The sequence below is a fragment of the Enterobacter sp. DTU_2021_1002640_1_SI_PRY_ASU_LCPMC_013 genome, from assembly GCF_032389435.1.
GTDB classification, from domain to species: domain Bacteria; phylum Pseudomonadota; class Gammaproteobacteria; order Enterobacterales; family Enterobacteriaceae; genus Enterobacter; species Enterobacter hormaechei_C.
In genome coordinates, this window is sequence record NZ_CP135594.1 from 1,433,568 (window position 1) to 1,451,650 (window position 18,083).

Below are 18,083 nucleotides of genomic sequence, written 5' to 3' on the forward strand. Positions count from 1 at the left end.
AGCGCGGAGAGCGGAGGGGAGTTTTTGGGAACAATCCGGCATAAAAAAGCCGGGCATGCCCGGCTCTGTGTGTGGCTATCAGGAGACGTGTTGCAGGAACTCCTGGAGGCGCTGGCTTGGTGGGTTCGCAATCAGCGCCTGCGGATTCCCGTCTTCCGCGATACGGCCCTTATCAATGAAGATCAGACGGGACGCCACCTTTTCGGCAAAGCCGATTTCGTGGGTAACGATCACCATCGTCATGCCTTCTTCCGCCAGATCCTGCATAACTTTCAGCACTTCGTGACGCAGCTCCGGGTCGAGTGCCGACGTTGGCTCATCAAACAGCATCATCTTTGGCTTCACCGCCAGCGCACGGGCAATGGCCACGCGCTGCTGCTGGCCGCCGGACAGTTCGGAAGGATAGTGGTGGGCACGCTCCGCCAGACCAACCTTCGCCAGCAGATCTTTTGCCAGCGCTTCCGCTGCCGCTTTGCTGGCCCCGCGCACGCGCAGAGGACCGAACATCACGTTTTCCAGCGCCGTGAGGTGCGGGAACAGGTAGAACTGCTGGAACACCATGCCCGCTTCCTGACGGATCAGGCGCTCATCCACTTTCGGGTCATTGACCTTCAGACCATCGACGATCAAATCGCCGCTGGTGATCTCCTCAAGCTTGTTAATGCAGCGCAGCAGGGTGGATTTACCGGAACCGGACGGCCCGATGATCACCACCACTTCGCCTTGCCTGATGTTCAAATCGATATTGTGCAGCACCTGGGTTGGGCCAAAGTGCTTGGAAACGTTTTTAAATTCAATCACAGGATTTTCATCCTTCTTTCAAGACGACGCAGAACAAAGCTCAGGACAAGCGTGATAATCAGATAGACAACGGCGACCGCACTCCAGATTTCCAGAGCGCGGAAGTTACCCGCGATGATCTCCTGGCCCTGACGGGTCAGTTCGGCCACGCCGATAACAATAAACAGCGAGGTGTCTTTAATGCTGATGATCCACTGGTTACCCAGCGGCGGCAGCATGCGGCGCAGCGCCAGCGGCAGGATCACGTGACGAATGGTTTCGCGACGGGAAAGACCTAACGCCAGGCCGGCTTCGCTGAAGCCTTTATGAATCGACAGCACCGCACCGCGGGTAATTTCCGCAATGTAGGCGCCGGAGTTGATCATGATGGTGACAACGGCGGCGCTGAACGGGTCGATGCGCAGGTCGGTGAAGGCCATCGGCAGGGCGAAGTAGATGAACATGACCTGCACCACAATGGGGGTGCCGCGGATCACTTCGATGAAAACCAGTGCGATGTGGTTTGCAATCCAGCCGCCGTAGGTGCGGGCGAAACCGGCCACCAGACCGATAATCAACCCGCCAACCAGACCGAGGACCGAAATCCACAGGGTCATTTTAGCGCCTTCAAGCAAGAGAGGAATGGCAGGCCAGATGGCGCTCCAGTCAAACTGCATGATGTATTCCTGTATACCGTGGTGAAAAACAAAAAACGTAGGCCCGGTAAGCGGAAGCGCCACCGGGCGTTACAAACCTGAAGTCAGGTGAAATTATTTAGGCTCGGTACCGAACCATTTTTTGTAGATTTCGTTATAGGTGCCGTTCTCTTTCAGGGTTTTCAGCGCGCCGTTAACTTTGTTACGCAGGTCGTCGCTGCCTTTCGGGAACGCAATACCGTACTGCTGAGCTTCCAGGGAATCACCTACCGCTTTGAACTTGCCATTACCGGCGGTTTTGATGAAGTAAAGGATGTTAGGCGTGTCGTGCAGCACCGCGTCAGCGCGGTTGGTGCCCAGTTCCATGTAAGCGTTGTCGATGTTCGGGAACTGACGCAGGTCTTTGGTTTTGATGTTGGCTTTCGCGTAATCAACGGAGCCGGTTCCGCTCTTCACGGCGACCACTTTACCGTCGAGATCTTTCACGCTTTTCACGTCGTTGTTATCCGCTTTCACCATCACCAGCAGGCCGCTTTTGTAATAGCCGTCAGAGAAGTCGATGGCTTTTTTACGCTCTTCGGTAATGGTGATGCCTGCCAGCGCCAGGTCAACGTTTTTGGTTTGCAGTGCCGGGATAATGCCGCTGAAATCCATTGGCTTCAGGGTGTAATCCAGTTTGAGTTCTTTTGCGACAGCGGCCCACAGATCCACGTCAAAACCAACGTATTTATCACCCTGTTTGAATTCAAACGGTACGAACGCCGTGTCAGTCGCCACAACCAGTTTGTCGGCAGCCTGCGAGGACACCGCAAACGCCAGGGTAAGTGCAGCCAGTGAAACTTTTAATACAGACTTCATAGCATTTCCTTTTATATCCACGGGGCGATCCCCTGCGAGAACCTGAGGCACAATGAAAAAATCGTGCCAATTTTACAAGCTGTTGTTTTGCAAAGGGGATGATGTCACGCATTGCACAAAAAGCGTGGCAATTCTGCCAGGTTGCACCAGAATGGAGCACCGTTTTGGTGCGCTTCGTTAAGGTCTTCTGACAGGGGGATATTTAGCGCAGAATCTGACGAAAAAACAATCTTCCGTTAACGGTTGTGTGAGGTGATTATTACATTTTATTCACTTTTGCGGCCGTTGCGGGCAAAAGTGCGCACCATAAATGTGCAAAACCCCCGCCAGGGGCGAGGGTTATTCGGACAATCCGCAGGGATTATTCGATGTTGGACTCAATGAACCACAGGAACTGATCCAGGTCGCGTGATGCGGCAGTGAAGATATCAGCGGTATCTTCATCTTTGGCTTCGCCAATCGCTTTACGAACATCGTTCGCCACAATCGCATAACGATCCGCCAGCTCTTTAAGGTGATCCTGAACGGTATGGATATCCAGCGGATAGCTTTTCAGCGGCGTTTTGCTGTTGATCACCTGTGTGGTACCCAGTGCCACGCCACCCAGCTGTACGGCGCGTTCGGCCATGGTATCCAGGTGAGTCACCAGTGCTGTGCGGAAGCCATCCAGCATTTCATGAACGGCAATAAAGTTTGCACCGCGCATATTCCAGTGGGCCTGTTTGGTGATCAGCGAAAGATCGATGAACTGGACCACCTGGCGATTCAGCAACTCGATGGTCGCTTTTTTATCGCTATCCGATACATCGTTACGGGTATAAAGCAGATTAGACGCTTTCGTTTTCACCAGTTTAGCGGTACTCATAATCTCATATCCTCTTGATGTTTGTGTCCCAGGTAATTACGGGACTAAGTATAGCACCGGATTTTTTCTCTGCGGTTTGGCTCTGCCTATCGGTTTAATAGCGAAAGGAAGGTTGTATTATCAACTGTTTGAAAAATAAGTGGTTTATTTAAATTGATACAGATCAATCTTAATCCACTCTCCAGGAAGGCGAGCAGGTGAAATATTTTGGCAATATGAGAGAGTTTGTAAGAAATTATTTGAGCTACTGACGTGGCGTATATTCTGCATGGCGGGTTAGCCATGCAGAATTTAAGGCTTAGTTGAGGTCTATTTTTTCCACTTTAGGTTCCGGACGCATGGTCAGGGTGGAGCCCATTGACGCCGCGATAATGGAACAGAGCGCCAGCGTTTGTACCAGGGTCAGGGTTTCACCGAGGAAAATCATTCCTGAGATGGCGGCCAGCGCGGGCTCCATGCTCATGAGCGTACCAAAAATGCGCGTGGGCAGGCGCGTCAGGGCGATCATCTCCAGAGAGTAGGGCAGCGCCGTGGAGAGAATGGCAACCGCCAGCCCAACCGGCAGGATTGACCATTGCCATATTGAGTCTGTCGCTTGTGCCATTCCTATCGGGACAAAGATAACGGCGGCAATCAGCGAGCCTAAGGCGACCGTCGCGGGGCCGTGCTCTTCGCCCGCACGCTGGCCAGTGAGAATATACACCGCCCAGCACGCCCCCGCGCCCAGCGCCAGAGCTGCCCCTGTCAGATCGATTTGTGAAACGCTTTGCCCGAGCGGCAGCAGGAACCATAGCCCCAGCACGGCCAGTACGACCCAGATAAAGTCTACCGGACGACGAGAAGAGAAGAGGGCAACCGCCAGCGGGCCGGTAAATTCAAGCGCGACCGCGATCCCCAGCGGGATCGTCTGAATAGAGAGATAGAACATGTAGTTCATCCCTCCCAGCGCCAGCCCATAAAAAAGCAGAGGCAGTCGCTGCTCCTTTTTAAACCGTAGCCGCCAGGGTTTAAAGACAACCACGAGGATCAGGGTGCCTAATGCGATACGCAGCGCCGTGACGCCGGGCGCACCAACCAGCGGAAACAGCGATTTTGCCAGCGACGCGCCGCTTTGTATGGACATCATCGCGATAAGTATGACTGCCACCGGCATCCAGACCGACGATTTACGAGGTAAACCTGGCATCCTTTCTCCTGTCAATTTATGTCAAATGAGGTAAAAGTCGCAGTGTAATGGAAATAAGCTGCAACGGTTGAGCTACTGTTGAAAAAAATCCAGGGAAAATCCGTAAAATGAGAAAACGTTGATGATTTTATCGCCTGAAAGATTAGGAATAATCTGGATGAACTAAATGGCGATGACGCGCACTATTAGCATTTACAGGTGAAAATCTGGAGTTATTTGAACGAGATAGCTGGTGCTGGAAATGTTCTGTTACAGGAAAGGTCGCATTAGACATCGTGAATGACAAAGAGTTTCACAGAATTTTTTGATATATTTAAAACTTACGGACTTACTTGAAGCACATTTGAGGTGGTTATGAAAAAAATTGCATGTCTTTCAGCACTGGCAGCTGTTCTGGCTGTTTCCGCAGGTACCGCTGTAGCGGCAACTTCTACTGTAACCGGTGGTTACGCTCAGAGCGATATGCAGGGCGTGATGAACAAAACCAACGGTTTCAACCTGAAGTACCGTTACGAGCAAGACAACAACCCGCTGGGTGTGATCGGTTCTTTCACTTACACCGAGAAAGATCGTACTGAAAATGGCTCTTACAATAAAGGTCAGTACTACGGCATCACCGCGGGTCCTGCTTACCGCCTGAATGACTGGGCAAGCATCTACGGTGTTGTAGGTGTTGGCTACGGTAAATTCCAGCAGACCGAAAACCAGGGTCTGAACCGTACTGCAAGCAACAGCGACTATGGTTTCTCCTATGGCGCAGGTATGCAGTTCAACCCAATCGAAAACGTTGCTCTGGACTTCTCCTATGAGCAGAGCCGTATCCGCAACGTAGACGTTGGCACCTGGATCGCGGGCGTAGGTTACCGCTTCTAATCACTTCGGTGAGCCAGTAAAAAATCCGCCCAATGTGGCGGATTTTTTTTGTTTGTACCCTCTTCCCGTGGGAGAGGGCCAGGGTGAGGGCATCAGCCCGCACAAAACGGCAGAAATTACTTACTCTTAATATCGAAAATATCCGTCCCAAGATGGTTATAGTCGACTTTCTGTAACTTAAAGTTGGTAATGTAAACTGGCGGGCCCTTCTTCCCGGAGATAAACGGGTAATCATTTTTTATCTCTTTCGCCTTAATCCCCGTCCATTGTGAGAAGAATTTCAGGAAATCGTTCGCGGAACGGCGCGCTTTGATGATGCGATGCGTTTTGTCATCACTCGACAGCACCATAAACGGTACCTGGAAGTTTTGCTGGAACTTGTCATCGTGTGCCAGATACTGCACCTGTTTACCGCGCTCCTTAAATGCCAGACCGTGGTCAGAGAAATAGACCATCGAGAAGCTGTCGCCGCTGTTGCGCAGCTGTGCGTACAGCTTGCTGAGCAGATCGTCGGTTTGCGTCATGGTGTAGAGATAACACGAGGTCTCTTTGGATTGCACAAACTCCGCATATTTTCCCCCGGTACGATCGCATGCCTGCGGGTGTGACCCCATAAGGTGCAGGACAATCAGCTGCGGCTGGGTGCGCTGAGTAGCAAAGACCTGCGCCGTCATTTTTAGCAACGCTTCATCTTTTGTGTTTTTATCGGCTTCGAAATCACCGCTTTTCAGGAACTGTACCTCGTCGGCACGCTTCGCGATGCTGGCGATGGCGGTATCATACTCGCCGATCTGTCCCTGGTTAGAGAACCACCATGTCTGAAAACCTGCCCGGTTGGCCAGGGTGACAAAATTATCCTGAAACTGCGGTTTTCCATCCACCACGCGGTTGAGCGTCAGACCGAGTGATTTCTGCGTCGAGCCGCTGGCCGCCACGTAGTCGGTAAACAGCGTACCGTTAACGGAGCTGGCAAACGGCGTGTTATCCCAGTGACCGCCAAACGCGCCGAGCGCATCGCGACGCGCGCTTTCACCGATCACCACCACGTAGGTGTGATACTTCGGTTTCACCGCCAGCACGTTCCAGGTGTCTTTCATGGTGGAAAGCTCGGCCATACGCGCCTGCTCGTCGAGCACTTCCTCGTTATTCACCACCACGTCTTTGACGAAGCGAAACACCGGATACCCGGTATCTTTAAGCTTAAACACGCCGCCCCAGGCCAGATTTTGTACCGGTGCAACAAAAAACGTCACCACGCTTAAGGCCAGGCACAGGCTTTCAATTTTACCCCATGCCTTTTTCCCGACGGGCTTACGGCGAACCGCAATCACGCCGAGGGCAAAAATGAAAAGGCCAACCACGTAGTTGTACCACGGGAAGATCGTCAGGATCTCTGTGGACTCTTCCATATTGGTGGAGTGGAGCGCCAGCAGGGTATTAAAGTTCGGCGCGCCATAGGCCTGGCCAAACGGGAAATAGGCGGCAGCAATCAGAGAACAGATCCCGATAAGCACTTTCTGCACGCGCGGTGCGCTTCGCCAGAGCAGGTGAAGAATACAGGTGAACCCGACGGCATAAAGCAGGCTAAAGGGGTAGCCAAGAGCAAAGTTAATCAACAGCGATTGCAAAAAATAGAATCCCGTCCACGGGCTTAAGGCCCGGCTGCGGGTAACAAGTGTATCAATCAGGGTTACGTTCATAGATCACTATCACGAAAACGCCATGTGCTCACCCTGGCGTCAAGGGTCAAAGCCTGCCGGACAGTGCGTGGAAAGGGAATGAGAGGTCCGCTTCAGCGAGCCGCAAATTGTGCAGGGCTGCAAGAAGATAGTGCGAGCGTGAATTAAGGTCAACAGTTGCTAAACAGATGTTTTGCGAAGGGGGCTGCAAATCCGCAAAAATAATCGGGAACAGGCCAGTTTACAACGTAAGTGTGACGGGAAAATGAAGCGGCGTACCGCGACGCCGCTTAGTGGGAAGAATTGTCGTCCTGCTGCGGTTTGGCGTTAAACATATCGCACAGCATGTTCAACAGCATCAGGCGCACTTTAAAAGGAGAGTGGGTAAACACGTTCATACACCTCTTGAATTCATTCATAAGACCTCCTGATTCATGATCCCTTCGATCCGTGAAGGGTGACTGCATTACATACAGATATAGCACAGGCTATATTGTATAGCTATGGCTAATTCGTTAATTTTTTGTGCTTGTAGAGCTATGGTTTACAATGTGCGCTCCGTTACAGGGCGCTGGAAGCGTCAACCCCATTGAGGAAGCACAATGAACCGTCGCGCAGGTAAGCCAACAACAAAAAAAACGACGCAACTGGTGAACGTTGAAGAGCATGTGGAAGGCTTCCGCCAGGTGCGTGAGGCGCACCGCCGGGAGCTGATTGATGATTATGTCGAACTGATCTCTGATCTGATCCGTGAGGTTGGAGAAGCGCGCCAGGTGGATATGGCCGCACGCCTTGGGGTGTCGCAGCCAACCGTTGCCAAAATGTTAAAACGTCTGGCGTCGGTCGGGCTGATCGAAATGATCCCCTGGCGCGGGGTGTTTCTCACCGCTGAGGGCGAGAAGCTGGCGCAGGAGAGCCGCGAGCGACACCAGATCGTCGAGAATTTTTTACTGGTGCTGGGCGTCAGCCCGGAAATTGCCCGTCGGGATGCCGAAGGTATGGAACACCACGTCAGCGAAGAGACGCTGTTGAAGTTCCGCGAGTTTACGCTCAAATACGGTCCCTCCGCTGAATGAACATCCCCGGCTTGCAGGCCCTGAAACGCGATCGCTTTTTCCATCTTTTACTGATCACTGGCGTTGGGCTCAGCGTCTTTGTACCCTTCACGCCGCACACCTGGCCGGCGGCCATAGACTGGCGCACCATTATTACTCTGAGCGGTTTGATGATGCTCACCAAAGGCGTGGAGCTGAGCGGCTATTTTGACGTGCTGGGGCGCAAAATGGTGCGCCGCTTCGCCACCGAGCGCAAACTGGCCCTGTTTATGGTCTTTTCGGCGGCGCTGTTGTCGACGTTTCTCACTAATGACGTGGCGCTTTTTATCGTGGTGCCGCTTACGCTAACGCTGCGTAAACTGTGCGAAATACCGGTTACCCGTCTGATTATCTTTGAAGCGCTGGCCGTCAATGCGGGCTCGCTGCTCACGCCGATCGGTAACCCGCAGAACATTCTGCTGTGGGGACGCTCCGGCCTGTCGTTTACCGCGTTTACCGGGCAGATGGCGCCGCTGGCGCTGGCGATCGTGGCGTCGCTGCTGGCGGTGGGCTGGTTTGCTTTCCCGAATAAATCGTTGCAGTACCACAGCGGTACAACCGGCCCCCAGTGGCAGCCGCGTCTCGTCTGGAGCTGCCTGGGGCTGTATATCGTTTTCCTTATCGCTCTGGAGTTAAACCAGGCGCTGGCGGGCGCGCTGCTGGTGGCGTGCGGCTTCCTGTTCCTCGCCCGGCGGGTGCTGGTGAGCGTTGACTGGACGCTGCTGCTGGTGTTTATGGCGATGTTTATTGACGTCCATCTCCTGATCCAGCTTCCGGTATTGCAGAACGTTCTCCATAGCGTCAGCGGTCTGTCGCAGCCGGGATTATGGCTGACGGCGATTGGTCTCTCGCAGGTGATCAGTAACGTGCCGTCCACCATTTTGCTGCTTAACTATGTTCCCCCAACGGTACTGCTGGCGTGGGCGGTCAACGTCGGCGGCTTTGGGTTGCTGCCTGGCTCGCTGGCTAACCTCATCGCCCTGCGGATGGCCAACGATCGCCGCATCTGGTGGCGCTTCCATTTATGGTCAATCCCGATGCTGCTCTGGTCAGCGACGGTCGGTTTCGGACTATTCCTTCTCATATAGTGCGCAATTTGTCAGTTTTTCCTGGCAAATGTATAGCAACGTCCTAGCTTTAGTGAACGGCATAGTGTGATGCCGCTCACTGACAGGACCGTTGCTGAACTATGGCAGAAGATCAAAACCCACCTGCTGACGAGCAGGATCAAAACAATAACGAGCGCAAGCGCCCGGGCAAAAAACCGTTAATTATCCTTGGCATTGTGGTCATCGTGATGGTGATCGTAGCGCTGGTCTGGTGGTTTTTAACCCGTAACGAAGAGACCACCGACGACGCCTTCACCGACGGCGACGTAGTGACCATTGCCCCAAAAACGGCAGGCTACGTTACCGAACTTCGCGTGCGGGATAACCAGCGCGTGAAGAAAGGGGATGTGCTGGTGGTGATCGATCCGCGTGATACCACCGCCCAGCGCGATCAGGCCCAGGCCCAGCTTGGGCTGGCGATTGCGCAGTTGCACCAGGCGCAGGCGCAGCTGGCGCTCTCGAAGGTGCAATATCCCGCTCAGCGCGATGAAGCCAAAGCCCAGGTACTGAAAGCCCAGGCGGATATGGCCAATGCGCAGGCGGAGTACCGCCGTCAGCGCGGCGTTGACCCGCGCGCGACCACGCAACAAAGTATCGATGCCGCGAACGCTCAACTGCGGAGTGCCCAGGCGGGTCTGGCCAGCGCGCAGGCGCAGCTGGAAGTGGCGGAGCAGGTTCAGCTGCAAATCCGCCAGCAGGAGACCAACGTCGAAGCCCGCGAACGGCAGGTCGATCAGGCCAGAGCGCAGCTGGAAACCGCCAACCTGAACCTCTCTTATACCGAAGTCCGCGCCCCGTTCGACGGTTTTGTCACCAAACGCAACGTCCAGCCCGGTACGCTGGTGCAGGCAGGTACGGCGCTGTTCTCGCTGGTTTCCCCGAACGTGTGGGTGGTGGCGAACTTCAAGGAGTCGCAGCTTGAGCGCATGAAGCCGGGCGACAAAGTGACCGTGTCCGTCGATGCCTGGCCGGATATGGAGCTGGAAGGCCATATCGACAGCATCCAGCAGGGCAGCGGCTCGCGCTTCTCCGCCTTCCCGTCGGAAAACGCCACCGGTAACTTTGTGAAGATCGTTCAGCGCGTGCCGGTGAAAATCGTCATTGATAAAGGGCTGGATCCGAATAAGCCGCTGCCGCTGGGGCTGTCGGTTGAACCGAAGGTCACCGTGGAATGACGGATCACAGCCACGATAACTGGAAGCCCGCCAGTAACCCGTGGGCGGTGGCGATTGTGGTCACCCTGGCGGTGTTTATGGAAATTCTGGACACCACCATCGTCAACGTGGCGCTGCCCCACGTCGCGGGGTCGCTCTCGGCCAGCTATGACGAATCCACCTGGGTGCTCACCAGCTACCTGGTGGCGAACGGCATCGTGCTGCCTATCTCGGCCTTTCTGAGCCGTCTGTTTGGCCGCAAGCAGTTCTTTCTGATCTGCATTGTGATGTTCACCATCTGCTCGTTCCTGTGCGGCATCGCCACCGAGCTATGGCAAATCATCCTGTTCCGCGTGATGCAGGGGTTCTTTGGCGGCGGATTGCAGCCTACCCAGCAGTCGGTGCTACTCGACTACTTCAAGCCGGAGGACAGGGGCAAAGCCTTTGGCCTTTCATCCATTGCCATTATCGTCGCGCCGGTACTCGGTCCCACGCTGGGGGGCTGGATCACCGATAACTACTCCTGGCGCTGGGTGTTCTTTATCAATATCCCGGTAGGGATTGTGACGGTGCTGGCCATCTATCAGCTGCTGGAAGATCCGCCGTGGGAGAAAAAGTCGGAAGAGAAGCTCACCGTCGACTGGACGGGGATCGGCCTGATCGCCCTCGGTCTTGGCTGTTTGCAGGTGATGCTCGACCGGGGCGAAGATGATGACTGGTTCTATTCGAACTTTATCCGCACCTTCGCAGTACTGACGCTGGTCGGCATTATCGGCGCGATCTACTGGCTGATGTATGCCAGAAAGCCGGTGGTGGATCTGCACTGTATGAAGGACCGCAACTTTGCGATCTCCAGCCTGCTGATGGCGGGGATGGCGATGATCCTGTACGGCAGTTCGGTGGTTATTCCGCAGCTGGCGCAGCAGGATTTGGGCTATACCGCCACCTGGTCCGGGCTGGTGCTCTCGCCCGGCGCGGTGCTGATTGTGCTGACCATCCCGCTGGTGCTGAAGCTGATGCCGGTGGTGCAGACGCGCTGGATCATCGCGTTCGGCTTTACCTGCCTGGCGGTGTCGTTCTTCTGGTCCCGCACGCTGACGCCGGATATCGACTTCGAAACGCTGGTGCTGTTCCGCAGCGCGCAGTCGATAGGGCTGGGGTTCCTGTTTGTGCCGCTGACCACCATCGCCTTTATCTCGATCCCGAGGCGGCTCAATGCCGACGCGGCGGCGCTGTTTACCATGTTCCGCAACGTGGCCGGCTCGATTGGGATTTCGCTCTCGACGGCGGCGATCACCGAGCGCTCGCAGGCGCACAGCGCGCATCTGGCTTACCACGCTTCGCCGTTTAACGAGCAGTTCCAGCTGGCGATTCGCGAAAGCGCCCAGGCTATCCAGAACTTCACCACTCAGGTGGGCGATCCGACCGGCATTGCCACCGGGCGGATGTACCAGACGATGATCGAGCAGTCGCGCTTTCTGGCCTACATCGACGTATTCACCATTCTGAGCGCGGTGGCCCTATTACTGATTCCGTTTTGTTTGTTGCTCTCGCCGGTTAAGAGCGAGGGGAGTGCAGGAGCACACTGATGATACACAGACGTTTACACCCCCTGATGATAATGATGCTGCTGGTGGGCTGCGCCGTCGGGCCGGACTACCAACAGCCAGCACCGCCCGCCACCACGCACTGGAACGATAAGGGCGACAGCGCGGTGAAATCGCAAACTTCCTCCGCGGCCACTAACCCGCGCTGGTGGAAAACCTTCGGCTCGCCGCAGCTCGACAGCCTGATTGAACGCGCCATCGCCGGGAATCTGACGCTACAGCAAACGGTATTACGCATTGCCGGCGCGCGCGAACAGATTAACCAGGCCGGTGGGGCGTTTTTCCCGTCGGTGAATGGCAATGTGCAGGCGACGCGCCAGCAGCTTGGGCTGGAAGGGGAGCTGAAATCCCACGGCGTGTATGACCAGTTGAATAATGTCGATCCTGAACTGCGGGGCGCGTTAGGCCCGCTGACGCAGCCGATTAATCTCTATCAGGGCAGCTTCGACGCCCAGTGGGAAATCGACCTGTGGGGCAAGGTGCGCCGTCAGGTAGAAGCGGCCGAGGCGCAGCAGCGGGCGGCGATCGAACAGCGTAACGATGCGCTGGTCTCGCTGGAAGCCGAAGTGGCGCGGGCGTGGCTACAGCTGTGTGGGGCGCAGAGCATCATTGCCACGCTTAATACGCAAATTGAAAGCGCGCAGCAGACGCTGGATCTGACCGAAAGCCGCCAGCGGGGCGGGCTGTCGCCGCAGATGGACGTGGAAAATGCCCGGGCGCAGCTGGGCAATCTTGAAGCGCAGCTGCCGCAGTATCAGGCGCAGGAACGCCAGGCGATGAACGGGCTGGCGATCCTGCTCGGCAAACCGCCGGGCGCGCTGGATGCCGAACTGCAATCCGTGCAGCCGATGCCTGCCCTGCCAGATATTGTGCAGACCGGTATTCCGTCGACGCTGGCCCGCCGTCGCCCGGACGTGCGCGAAGCCGAGGCGAATCTCCATGCCGCCACGGCGCAGATTGGCGTCTCGGTGGCAGAGCTGTTCCCGAGCTTTACCCTCTCCGGACAGTTTGGCCTGCGCAACAGTGAATCTAACTGGCTGACCGACTGGAGCAGCCACTTCTACAGCTTTGGCCCGCAGGTTTCCATACCGATTTTCCAGGGCGGTCGGCTGGTCTCCAGCGTCAAGGTGGCGCGCGCGCAGCAGGGGGCGGCAGTGCTGGACTATCGCCAGACGGTACTGACGGCGCTCGGCGACGTTGAAAACGCGCTGGTGAGCTATCGCACCGACCAGCAGCGTGAAGCGGGCCTGGCGAAAACCATCGACGCGCTGCAAAACGCCTTTGATCTCGCCAGCGACAGCTACCGGCAGGGGATCGCCAGCTTTATTGACGTGCTGGACGCCCAGCGTCAGCTCGCTCAGGCCGAACAGCAGCGGGCGCAGGCGCAGGTGCAGAGCGCGCTTGATCTGGTGGCGCTCTACAAAGCCCTCGGCGGCGGCTGGGAGCCATATCAGCAGGTGCGGTTGCCAGACTACAGCGTCTTTGGCGACGCCCCGCGCGGATAGATTCAGAGGATTGGGCAAGAAACGGACAGGAACGCCACATTCGCGATGGCTGGGGGGCGGGTATAACTAACAGACATCCAATCGACATGCGAGGAAAGCGTTATGCGTTATCAAAAACTGGGCAATACCGGACTGTTTGTTTCTGAACTCTGCCTCGGCACCATGACCTTCGGCGGTGAAGGCGGCATGTGGGGCAAAATTGGTCAGCTTCAGCAAAGCGACGCCGAGCAGCTGGTGGGCCGCGCGCTGGACGCCGGGATCAATTTTATCGACACGGCAGATGTCTACTCGGAAGGGCGTTCAGAGGAGATCACCGGGCAGGCGCTGAAGAACCTGAAAATTCCGCGCGAAAACGTGGTCGTTGCCACCAAGGTGTTCGGTGAAACCGGCACAGCGGGGGTGAACTCGCGCGGTAGCTCGCGCTATCACATCATCAGCGGCGTGAAGGAGAGCCTGCGTCGCTTGCAGCTGGATCATATCGATCTCTATCAGCTGCACGGTTTCGACCCCGCGACCCCCATCGAGGAGACGCTTTACGCGCTGGATAATCTTGTGCAGCACGGTCACGTACGCTATATCGGCGTCTCGAACTGGGCGGCATGGCAGATTGCCAAAGCGCTCGGCATCTCTGAGCGTCTGGGGCTGGCGCGTTTTGCCTCATTGCAGGCGTACTACACCATCGCCGGGCGTGACCTTGAGCGCGAACTGGTGCCGATGATGCAGAGCGAAGGCGTCGGGTTGATGGTATGGAGCCCGCTGGCGGGTGGTCTGCTGAGCGGAAAATACGATCGCGACGGGCAGAGCGCGGCCGGTAGTCGTCGCCTGGCGTTCGACTTCCCGCCAGTGGATAAAGATCGCGCCTTCGACTGCGTGGACGTGATGCGTACCATCGCCGAAAGTAAAGGCGTTTCCGTGGCGCAAATCGCGCTGGCGTGGCTGCTGCACCAGAAGGCGGTGACCAGCGTCATCATCGGGGCGAAACGGGTCGATCAGTTGGATGACAACATTGCCGCAACCGGCATTCAGCTGAGCGATGATGAGCTGAAACAGCTGGATGCGGTCAGCGCGCTGCCGCGCGAGTATCCTGGCTGGATGCTGGAGCGCCAGGGCGAGTACCGTCGCAATCAGTTAGCGCAACAATAACCTTTCTTTCCCCGGTGGCGCTTGCGCTTACCGGGGCTGCGTTCCCTTGTAATGACATATTAACGTTATGTCACTACACGAAATACCAATGGGCTGTTCTCTTCTTCCGCTGTTTCAGTATGCCAGCTTTACGAACGCACAGGGTGGTACCCGGGAAGAATCACTCCGGGCCAATGCGTGCGTTTCATTAATGCGCGCATCCGTGTATTAAGGATTGCCTTAATCCTCTCCAAATGATATTAATTATCATTCTTATTATAAAAATAATGGCAGTTTAAAATATCTGGCAAGGATGTGAGCTTAACGATCGATCACTTTTGCGTTAGGCATGTATTAGGGAATGGGTATGAGAATTATCAAGATCTTCTGGCCGCTCACTGCGCTCCTGGCAGGGTTGAACAGTCAGGTATCACTGGCAAAATCCTCCGATGATAACGACGAGACCCTGGTGGTGGAAGCCACCGCTGAGCAGGTACTCAAACAGCAGCCGGGCGTGTCGATTATTACCAGCGAAGATATTAAAAAGAACCCTCCGGTCAATGATCTCTCCGATATTATTCGCAAAATGCCCGGTGTCAATCTGACCGGCAACAGCGCCTCGGGTACACGTGGTAATAACCGCCAGATCGACATTCGCGGCATGGGGCCGGAGAACACCTTAATTTTAATTGATGGTGTACCGGTGACGTCGCGCAACGCCGTGCGTTATAGCTGGCGTGGAGAGCGTGATACCCGCGGCGACACCAACTGGGTGCCACCGGAACAGGTTGAGCGTATTGAAGTGATCCGCGGCCCTGCGGCGGCACGCTACGGTTCGGGCGCAGCGGGCGGGGTGGTGAACATCATTACCAAACGCCCTACCAACGACTGGCACGGTTCGCTGTCGTTATACACCAACCAGCCGGAAAGCAGCGATGAAGGCGCTACGCGTCGCGCCAACTTCAGCCTTAGCGGGCCGCTGGCTGGCGATGCGCTGACCATGCGCCTGTACGGAAACCTGAATAAAACCGATGCCGACAGCTGGGATATTAACTCCTCGGCCGGTACGAAAAACGCGGCCGGGCATGAAGGGGTGCGCAACAAAGATATCAACGGCGTTGTCTCGTGGAAATTAAATCCGCAGCAAATTATCGATTTCGAAGCCGGATATAGCCGTCAGGGGAATATCTATGCGGGCGATACGCAAAACAGTTCTTCCAGTGCCGTCACTGAAAGCCTGGCGAAATCCGGCGAAGAGACGAACCGCCTGTACCGGCAGAATTATGGCATTACACATAATGGTATCTGGGACTGGGGTCAAAGCCGTTTTGGTGTCTATTATGAGAAAACCAATAACACCCGCATGAATGAAGGATTATCCGGTGGCGGTGAAGGGCGTATTTCGGCGGATGAAAAGTTCACGACCAATCGCCTGAGCTCCTGGCGAACCAGCGGCGAGCTTAATATTCCGCTGAATGCGCTGGTCGATCAAACGCTGACCGTGGGTGCGGAGTGGAGCCGCGATGAGCTCGACGATCCTTCCTCTACCAGCCTGACCGTGGATGACAGTGATATCGGCGGCATTTCTGGTTCGGCTGCGGATCGCAGCAGTAAAAACCATTCCCAAATCAGTGCGCTGTATATTGAAGATAATATTGAGCCGGTTCCCGGCACGAATATCATTCCCGGCCTGCGCTTTGATTATCTCAACGAGTCCGGCGGTAACTTCAGCCCCAGCCTGAACCTCTCGCAGGAATTGGGGGATTACTTCAAAGTCAAAGCGGGGATTGCCCGAACCTTTAAAGCACCAAACCTGTATCAATCCAGCGAAGGTTATCTGCTCTACTCGAAAGGCAACGGTTGTCCAAAAGATATTACATCGGGCGGCTGCTACCTGATCGGTAATAAAGATCTCGATCCGGAAATCAGCATCAATAAAGAAATTGGGCTGGAGTTCGCCTGGGAAGATTACCACGCCAGCGTGACCTACTTCCGCAATGACTACCAGAATAAGATCGTGGCCGGGGATAATGTTATCGGGCAAACCGCTTCAGGCGCATATATCCTCCAGTGGCAGAACGGCGGGAAAGCGCTGGTGGACGGTATCGAAGCCAGCATGGCGTTCCCGCTGGTGAAAGATCGTCTGAACTGGAATACCAATGCCACCTGGATGATCACCTCGGAGCAAAAAGACACCGGTAATCCGCTGTCGATCATCCCGAAATACACCATTAATAACTCGCTTGACTGGACCATCACCCAGGCGTTCTCTGCCAGCGTCAACTGGACGTTATACGGCAGACAAAAACCGCGTACTCATTCGGAAACTCGTAGTGAAGATACTGGCGGTCTGTCAGGTAAAGAGCTGGGCGCTTATTCGCTGGTGGGGACGAACTTCAATTACGATATTAATAAAAATCTGCGTCTTAACGTTGGTGTCAGCAATATCTTAGATAAACAGATTTACCGATCTTCCGAAGGGGCGAATACCTATAACGAGCCTGGTCGGGCTTATTATGCCGGTGTAACCGCGTCATTCTGATCGTAGTGCCAGAGGCGTACTGCCCGCGTCAAGGCGGGCAGTGTTTAGCGGCTTAATGAATGACAGCCTGCTGTGTTACCTGCGTTTTCACCACTGATATCTAACAGCGCTCCGCGGAAGGAGGCGTTGAACATCGGCCCGTGTCCCAGGTTTGGGAAATCCCAAAAGGCGGCATTGACGCCTTTATCTTCCAGCGTGGCGAGGGTGGCATGAATTTTCGTCAGCACTCCGGCAGCATGCGTTTCCCGGTTATTGCCCGGTGTCGCCGAACCTTCCATTATCATCAGGCGCCTGGCGCAGTGTTGCGACGGCTCAACCGCCGTGATGCGGCTCAGTAGCGCATCATGGCCTCTGCCCAACGACGGGCTGGCGCTGTAATACGTCCGGAAATAAGGGGAAGACAGCCATGCATCCAGCACGAACAGGCCGCCGTAGGAGTGCCCCCACAGGCCGCGACGCTGCCGATCGATATTCAATCCCTGTTCCACCTTTGGCGCTATACGCGTTTCCAGTAACTGGCGAAAGTCGTTGCTACCCCCACTCTTACGGCTAAAACGCCCGTTGCGGGTATCCGTTTTGCCGCTTTCTGCTGCTGGCGTATAGTCGTAGGCCCTGCCGTTGAGATCGAAGGGGAGGTTGGTCTGATACCCGACAGCCACAATCACCGGCGGTGATTTTTCTGCCAGCTGTTTGAGCAGGTCGTCGTTCAGGCGGTCCATAACTGCGTTGCCGTCGAGCATATATAAAATCGGGTAGCCCGACGCCGGTGCGGCTTTATTTGGCACGGCCGTCCATACCCGATAATGGCGGCTGCCATCGGCGGAGTCGAACGAGTTGACGCTGAAATGGTAAAACGCAGAGCCTTTATCGGCGATATTCGGCCCCAGTGGCTGCATATCCGGCTTTGCGAAAGCGTGCGCATTCCAGATAAGGGTGAGACCAGAAAGAAGAGTGACAAGCGCCTTGCGTGAGCGTGTTGGGCGATACTCGCGGGCATACATCTGATGTTTATTCCTTTTCCGCAGGTGACATTTTCTTTATTCAGGAAGCCTG

Annotated in this window: 16 protein-coding genes; 8 read left to right on the forward strand and 8 right to left on the reverse strand. The window is 55.4% G+C overall.

Features of this window, described 5'->3' with window-relative positions:
• Nucleotides 1–78: 78 nt before the first annotated feature.
• The 5 genes from glnQ to rhtA form a co-directional block, all read right to left on the reverse strand.
• Nucleotides 79–801, reverse strand: a complete 723-nt coding sequence (gene glnQ / locus RS584_RS06835) for a glutamine ABC transporter ATP-binding protein GlnQ (RefSeq protein ID WP_006809503.1) — start codon at nt 799–801, stop codon at nt 79–81.
• Complete coding sequence (gene glnP / locus RS584_RS06840) at nt 798–1,457, reverse strand: glutamine ABC transporter permease GlnP (protein ID WP_003858462.1); 660 nt, start codon at nt 1,455–1,457, stop codon at nt 798–800. The genes glnQ and glnP overlap by 4 nt, the downstream gene beginning before the upstream one ends.
• 93 nt (nt 1,458–1,550) lie before the next feature.
• A complete protein-coding gene (gene glnH / locus RS584_RS06845; protein WP_003858455.1) occupies nt 1,551–2,294 on the reverse strand; it encodes a glutamine ABC transporter substrate-binding protein GlnH in 744 nt (247 codons plus the stop codon).
• 361 nt (nt 2,295–2,655) lie between these two features.
• On the reverse strand, nt 2,656–3,159 hold the full coding sequence (gene dps / locus RS584_RS06850; RefSeq protein WP_000100801.1) for a DNA starvation/stationary phase protection protein Dps: 504 nt from the start codon (nt 3,157–3,159) through the stop codon (nt 2,656–2,658).
• 298 nt (nt 3,160–3,457) lie between these two features.
• Nucleotides 3,458–4,345, reverse strand: coding sequence for a threonine/homoserine exporter RhtA (gene rhtA, locus RS584_RS06855; RefSeq protein ID WP_017384917.1), 888 nt, complete (start codon nt 4,343–4,345; stop codon nt 3,458–3,460).
• A gap of 354 nt (nt 4,346–4,699) precedes the next feature.
• On the opposite strand from rhtA, the gene ompX reads away from it, so the two are divergent.
• A complete protein-coding gene (gene ompX, locus RS584_RS06860; protein ID WP_003858450.1) occupies nt 4,700–5,218 on the forward strand; it encodes an outer membrane protein OmpX in 519 nt (172 codons plus the stop codon).
• A gap of 116 nt (nt 5,219–5,334) precedes the next feature.
• On the opposite strand, the gene RS584_RS06865 is transcribed toward ompX, so the two are convergent.
• Together RS584_RS06865 and mntS are read right to left on the reverse strand one after the other, a co-directional pair.
• Nucleotides 5,335–6,918 carry a phosphoethanolamine transferase gene (locus RS584_RS06865; protein ID WP_193041678.1) on the reverse strand — a complete coding sequence of 528 codons (1,584 nt, stop codon included), beginning with the start codon at nt 6,916–6,918 and terminating at the stop codon, nt 5,335–5,337.
• A gap of 269 nt (nt 6,919–7,187) precedes the next feature.
• On the reverse strand, nt 7,188–7,316 hold the full coding sequence (mntS, locus tag RS584_RS06870; protein WP_017384915.1) for a manganase accumulation protein MntS: 129 nt from the start codon (nt 7,314–7,316) through the stop codon (nt 7,188–7,190).
• A gap of 183 nt (nt 7,317–7,499) precedes the next feature.
• Between mntS and mntR the strand changes: the two genes are divergently transcribed.
• The 7 genes from mntR (at nt 7,500) to iroN (ending at nt 17,030) form a co-directional block, all read left to right on the forward strand.
• A complete protein-coding gene (gene mntR, locus RS584_RS06875) occupies nt 7,500–7,973 on the forward strand; it encodes a manganese-binding transcriptional regulator MntR (RefSeq protein WP_015571059.1) in 474 nt (157 codons plus the stop codon).
• Nucleotides 7,970–9,079, forward strand: a complete 1,110-nt coding sequence (locus RS584_RS06880; protein ID WP_159403211.1) for an anion transporter — start codon at nt 7,970–7,972, stop codon at nt 9,077–9,079. Before mntR ends, RS584_RS06880 begins: the two co-directional genes overlap by 4 nt.
• A gap of 101 nt (nt 9,080–9,180) precedes the next feature.
• Nucleotides 9,181–10,275, forward strand: a complete 1,095-nt coding sequence (locus tag RS584_RS06885; RefSeq protein ID WP_032653048.1) for an HlyD family secretion protein — start codon at nt 9,181–9,183, stop codon at nt 10,273–10,275.
• On the forward strand, nt 10,272–11,843 hold the full coding sequence (locus tag RS584_RS06890) for a DHA2 family efflux MFS transporter permease subunit (RefSeq protein WP_015571056.1): 1,572 nt from the start codon (nt 10,272–10,274) through the stop codon (nt 11,841–11,843). The genes RS584_RS06885 and RS584_RS06890 overlap by 4 nt, the downstream gene beginning before the upstream one ends.
• The gene (locus RS584_RS06895) at nt 11,843–13,366 is read left to right on the forward strand and encodes an efflux transporter outer membrane subunit (RefSeq protein WP_278109392.1); all 1,524 of its coding nucleotides are present in this window, start codon (nt 11,843–11,845) and stop codon (nt 13,364–13,366) included. The genes RS584_RS06890 and RS584_RS06895 overlap by 1 nt, the downstream gene beginning before the upstream one ends.
• Before the next feature lie 102 nt (nt 13,367–13,468).
• Nucleotides 13,469–14,509 carry an aldo/keto reductase gene (locus tag RS584_RS06900; RefSeq protein WP_028012455.1) on the forward strand — a complete coding sequence of 347 codons (1,041 nt, stop codon included), beginning with the start codon at nt 13,469–13,471 and terminating at the stop codon, nt 14,507–14,509.
• A gap of 346 nt (nt 14,510–14,855) precedes the next feature.
• Entirely contained in the window at nt 14,856–17,030 is a 2,175-nt protein-coding gene (gene iroN, locus RS584_RS06905) for a siderophore salmochelin receptor IroN (protein WP_023303341.1), read from the forward strand.
• A 44-nt stretch (nt 17,031–17,074) separates the two neighbouring features.
• On the opposite strand, the gene RS584_RS06910 is transcribed toward iroN, so the two are convergent.
• Nucleotides 17,075–18,031: an alpha/beta hydrolase gene (locus RS584_RS06910; RefSeq protein WP_254309678.1), complete on the reverse strand. Its 957-nt coding sequence runs from the start codon at nt 18,029–18,031 to the stop codon at nt 17,075–17,077.
• Between the last annotated feature and the right edge of the window lie 52 nt (nt 18,032–18,083).

Bases quoted from the DNA above. Each gene is read 5' to 3' on its own strand.
- glnP (WP_003858462.1), bottom strand. From the start codon at position 1,457: ATGCAGTTTGACTGGAGCGCCATCTGGCCTGCCATTCCTCTCTTGCTT.
- RS584_RS06895 (WP_278109392.1), top strand. From the start codon at position 11,843: ATGATACACAGACGTTTACACCCCCTGATGATAATGATGCTGCTGGTG.
- RS584_RS06910 (WP_254309678.1), bottom strand. From the start codon at position 18,031: ATGTATGCCCGCGAGTATCGCCCAACACGCTCACGCAAGGCGCTTGTC.
- mntR (WP_015571059.1), top strand. From the start codon at position 7,500: ATGAACCGTCGCGCAGGTAAGCCAACAACAAAAAAAACGACGCAACTG.
- iroN (WP_023303341.1), top strand. From the start codon at position 14,856: ATGAGAATTATCAAGATCTTCTGGCCGCTCACTGCGCTCCTGGCAGGG.
- dps (WP_000100801.1), bottom strand. From the start codon at position 3,159: ATGAGTACCGCTAAACTGGTGAAAACGAAAGCGTCTAATCTGCTTTAT.
- ompX (WP_003858450.1), top strand. From the start codon at position 4,700: ATGAAAAAAATTGCATGTCTTTCAGCACTGGCAGCTGTTCTGGCTGTT.
- RS584_RS06900 (WP_028012455.1), top strand. From the start codon at position 13,469: ATGCGTTATCAAAAACTGGGCAATACCGGACTGTTTGTTTCTGAACTC.
- rhtA (WP_017384917.1), bottom strand. From the start codon at position 4,345: ATGCCAGGTTTACCTCGTAAATCGTCGGTCTGGATGCCGGTGGCAGTC.
- glnH (WP_003858455.1), bottom strand. From the start codon at position 2,294: ATGAAGTCTGTATTAAAAGTTTCACTGGCTGCACTTACCCTGGCGTTT.
- RS584_RS06890 (WP_015571056.1), top strand. From the start codon at position 10,272: ATGACGGATCACAGCCACGATAACTGGAAGCCCGCCAGTAACCCGTGG.
- RS584_RS06885 (WP_032653048.1), top strand. From the start codon at position 9,181: ATGGCAGAAGATCAAAACCCACCTGCTGACGAGCAGGATCAAAACAAT.
- RS584_RS06865 (WP_193041678.1), bottom strand. From the start codon at position 6,918: ATGAACGTAACCCTGATTGATACACTTGTTACCCGCAGCCGGGCCTTA.
- RS584_RS06880 (WP_159403211.1), top strand. From the start codon at position 7,970: ATGAACATCCCCGGCTTGCAGGCCCTGAAACGCGATCGCTTTTTCCAT.
- mntS (WP_017384915.1), bottom strand. From the start codon at position 7,316: ATGAATGAATTCAAGAGGTGTATGAACGTGTTTACCCACTCTCCTTTT.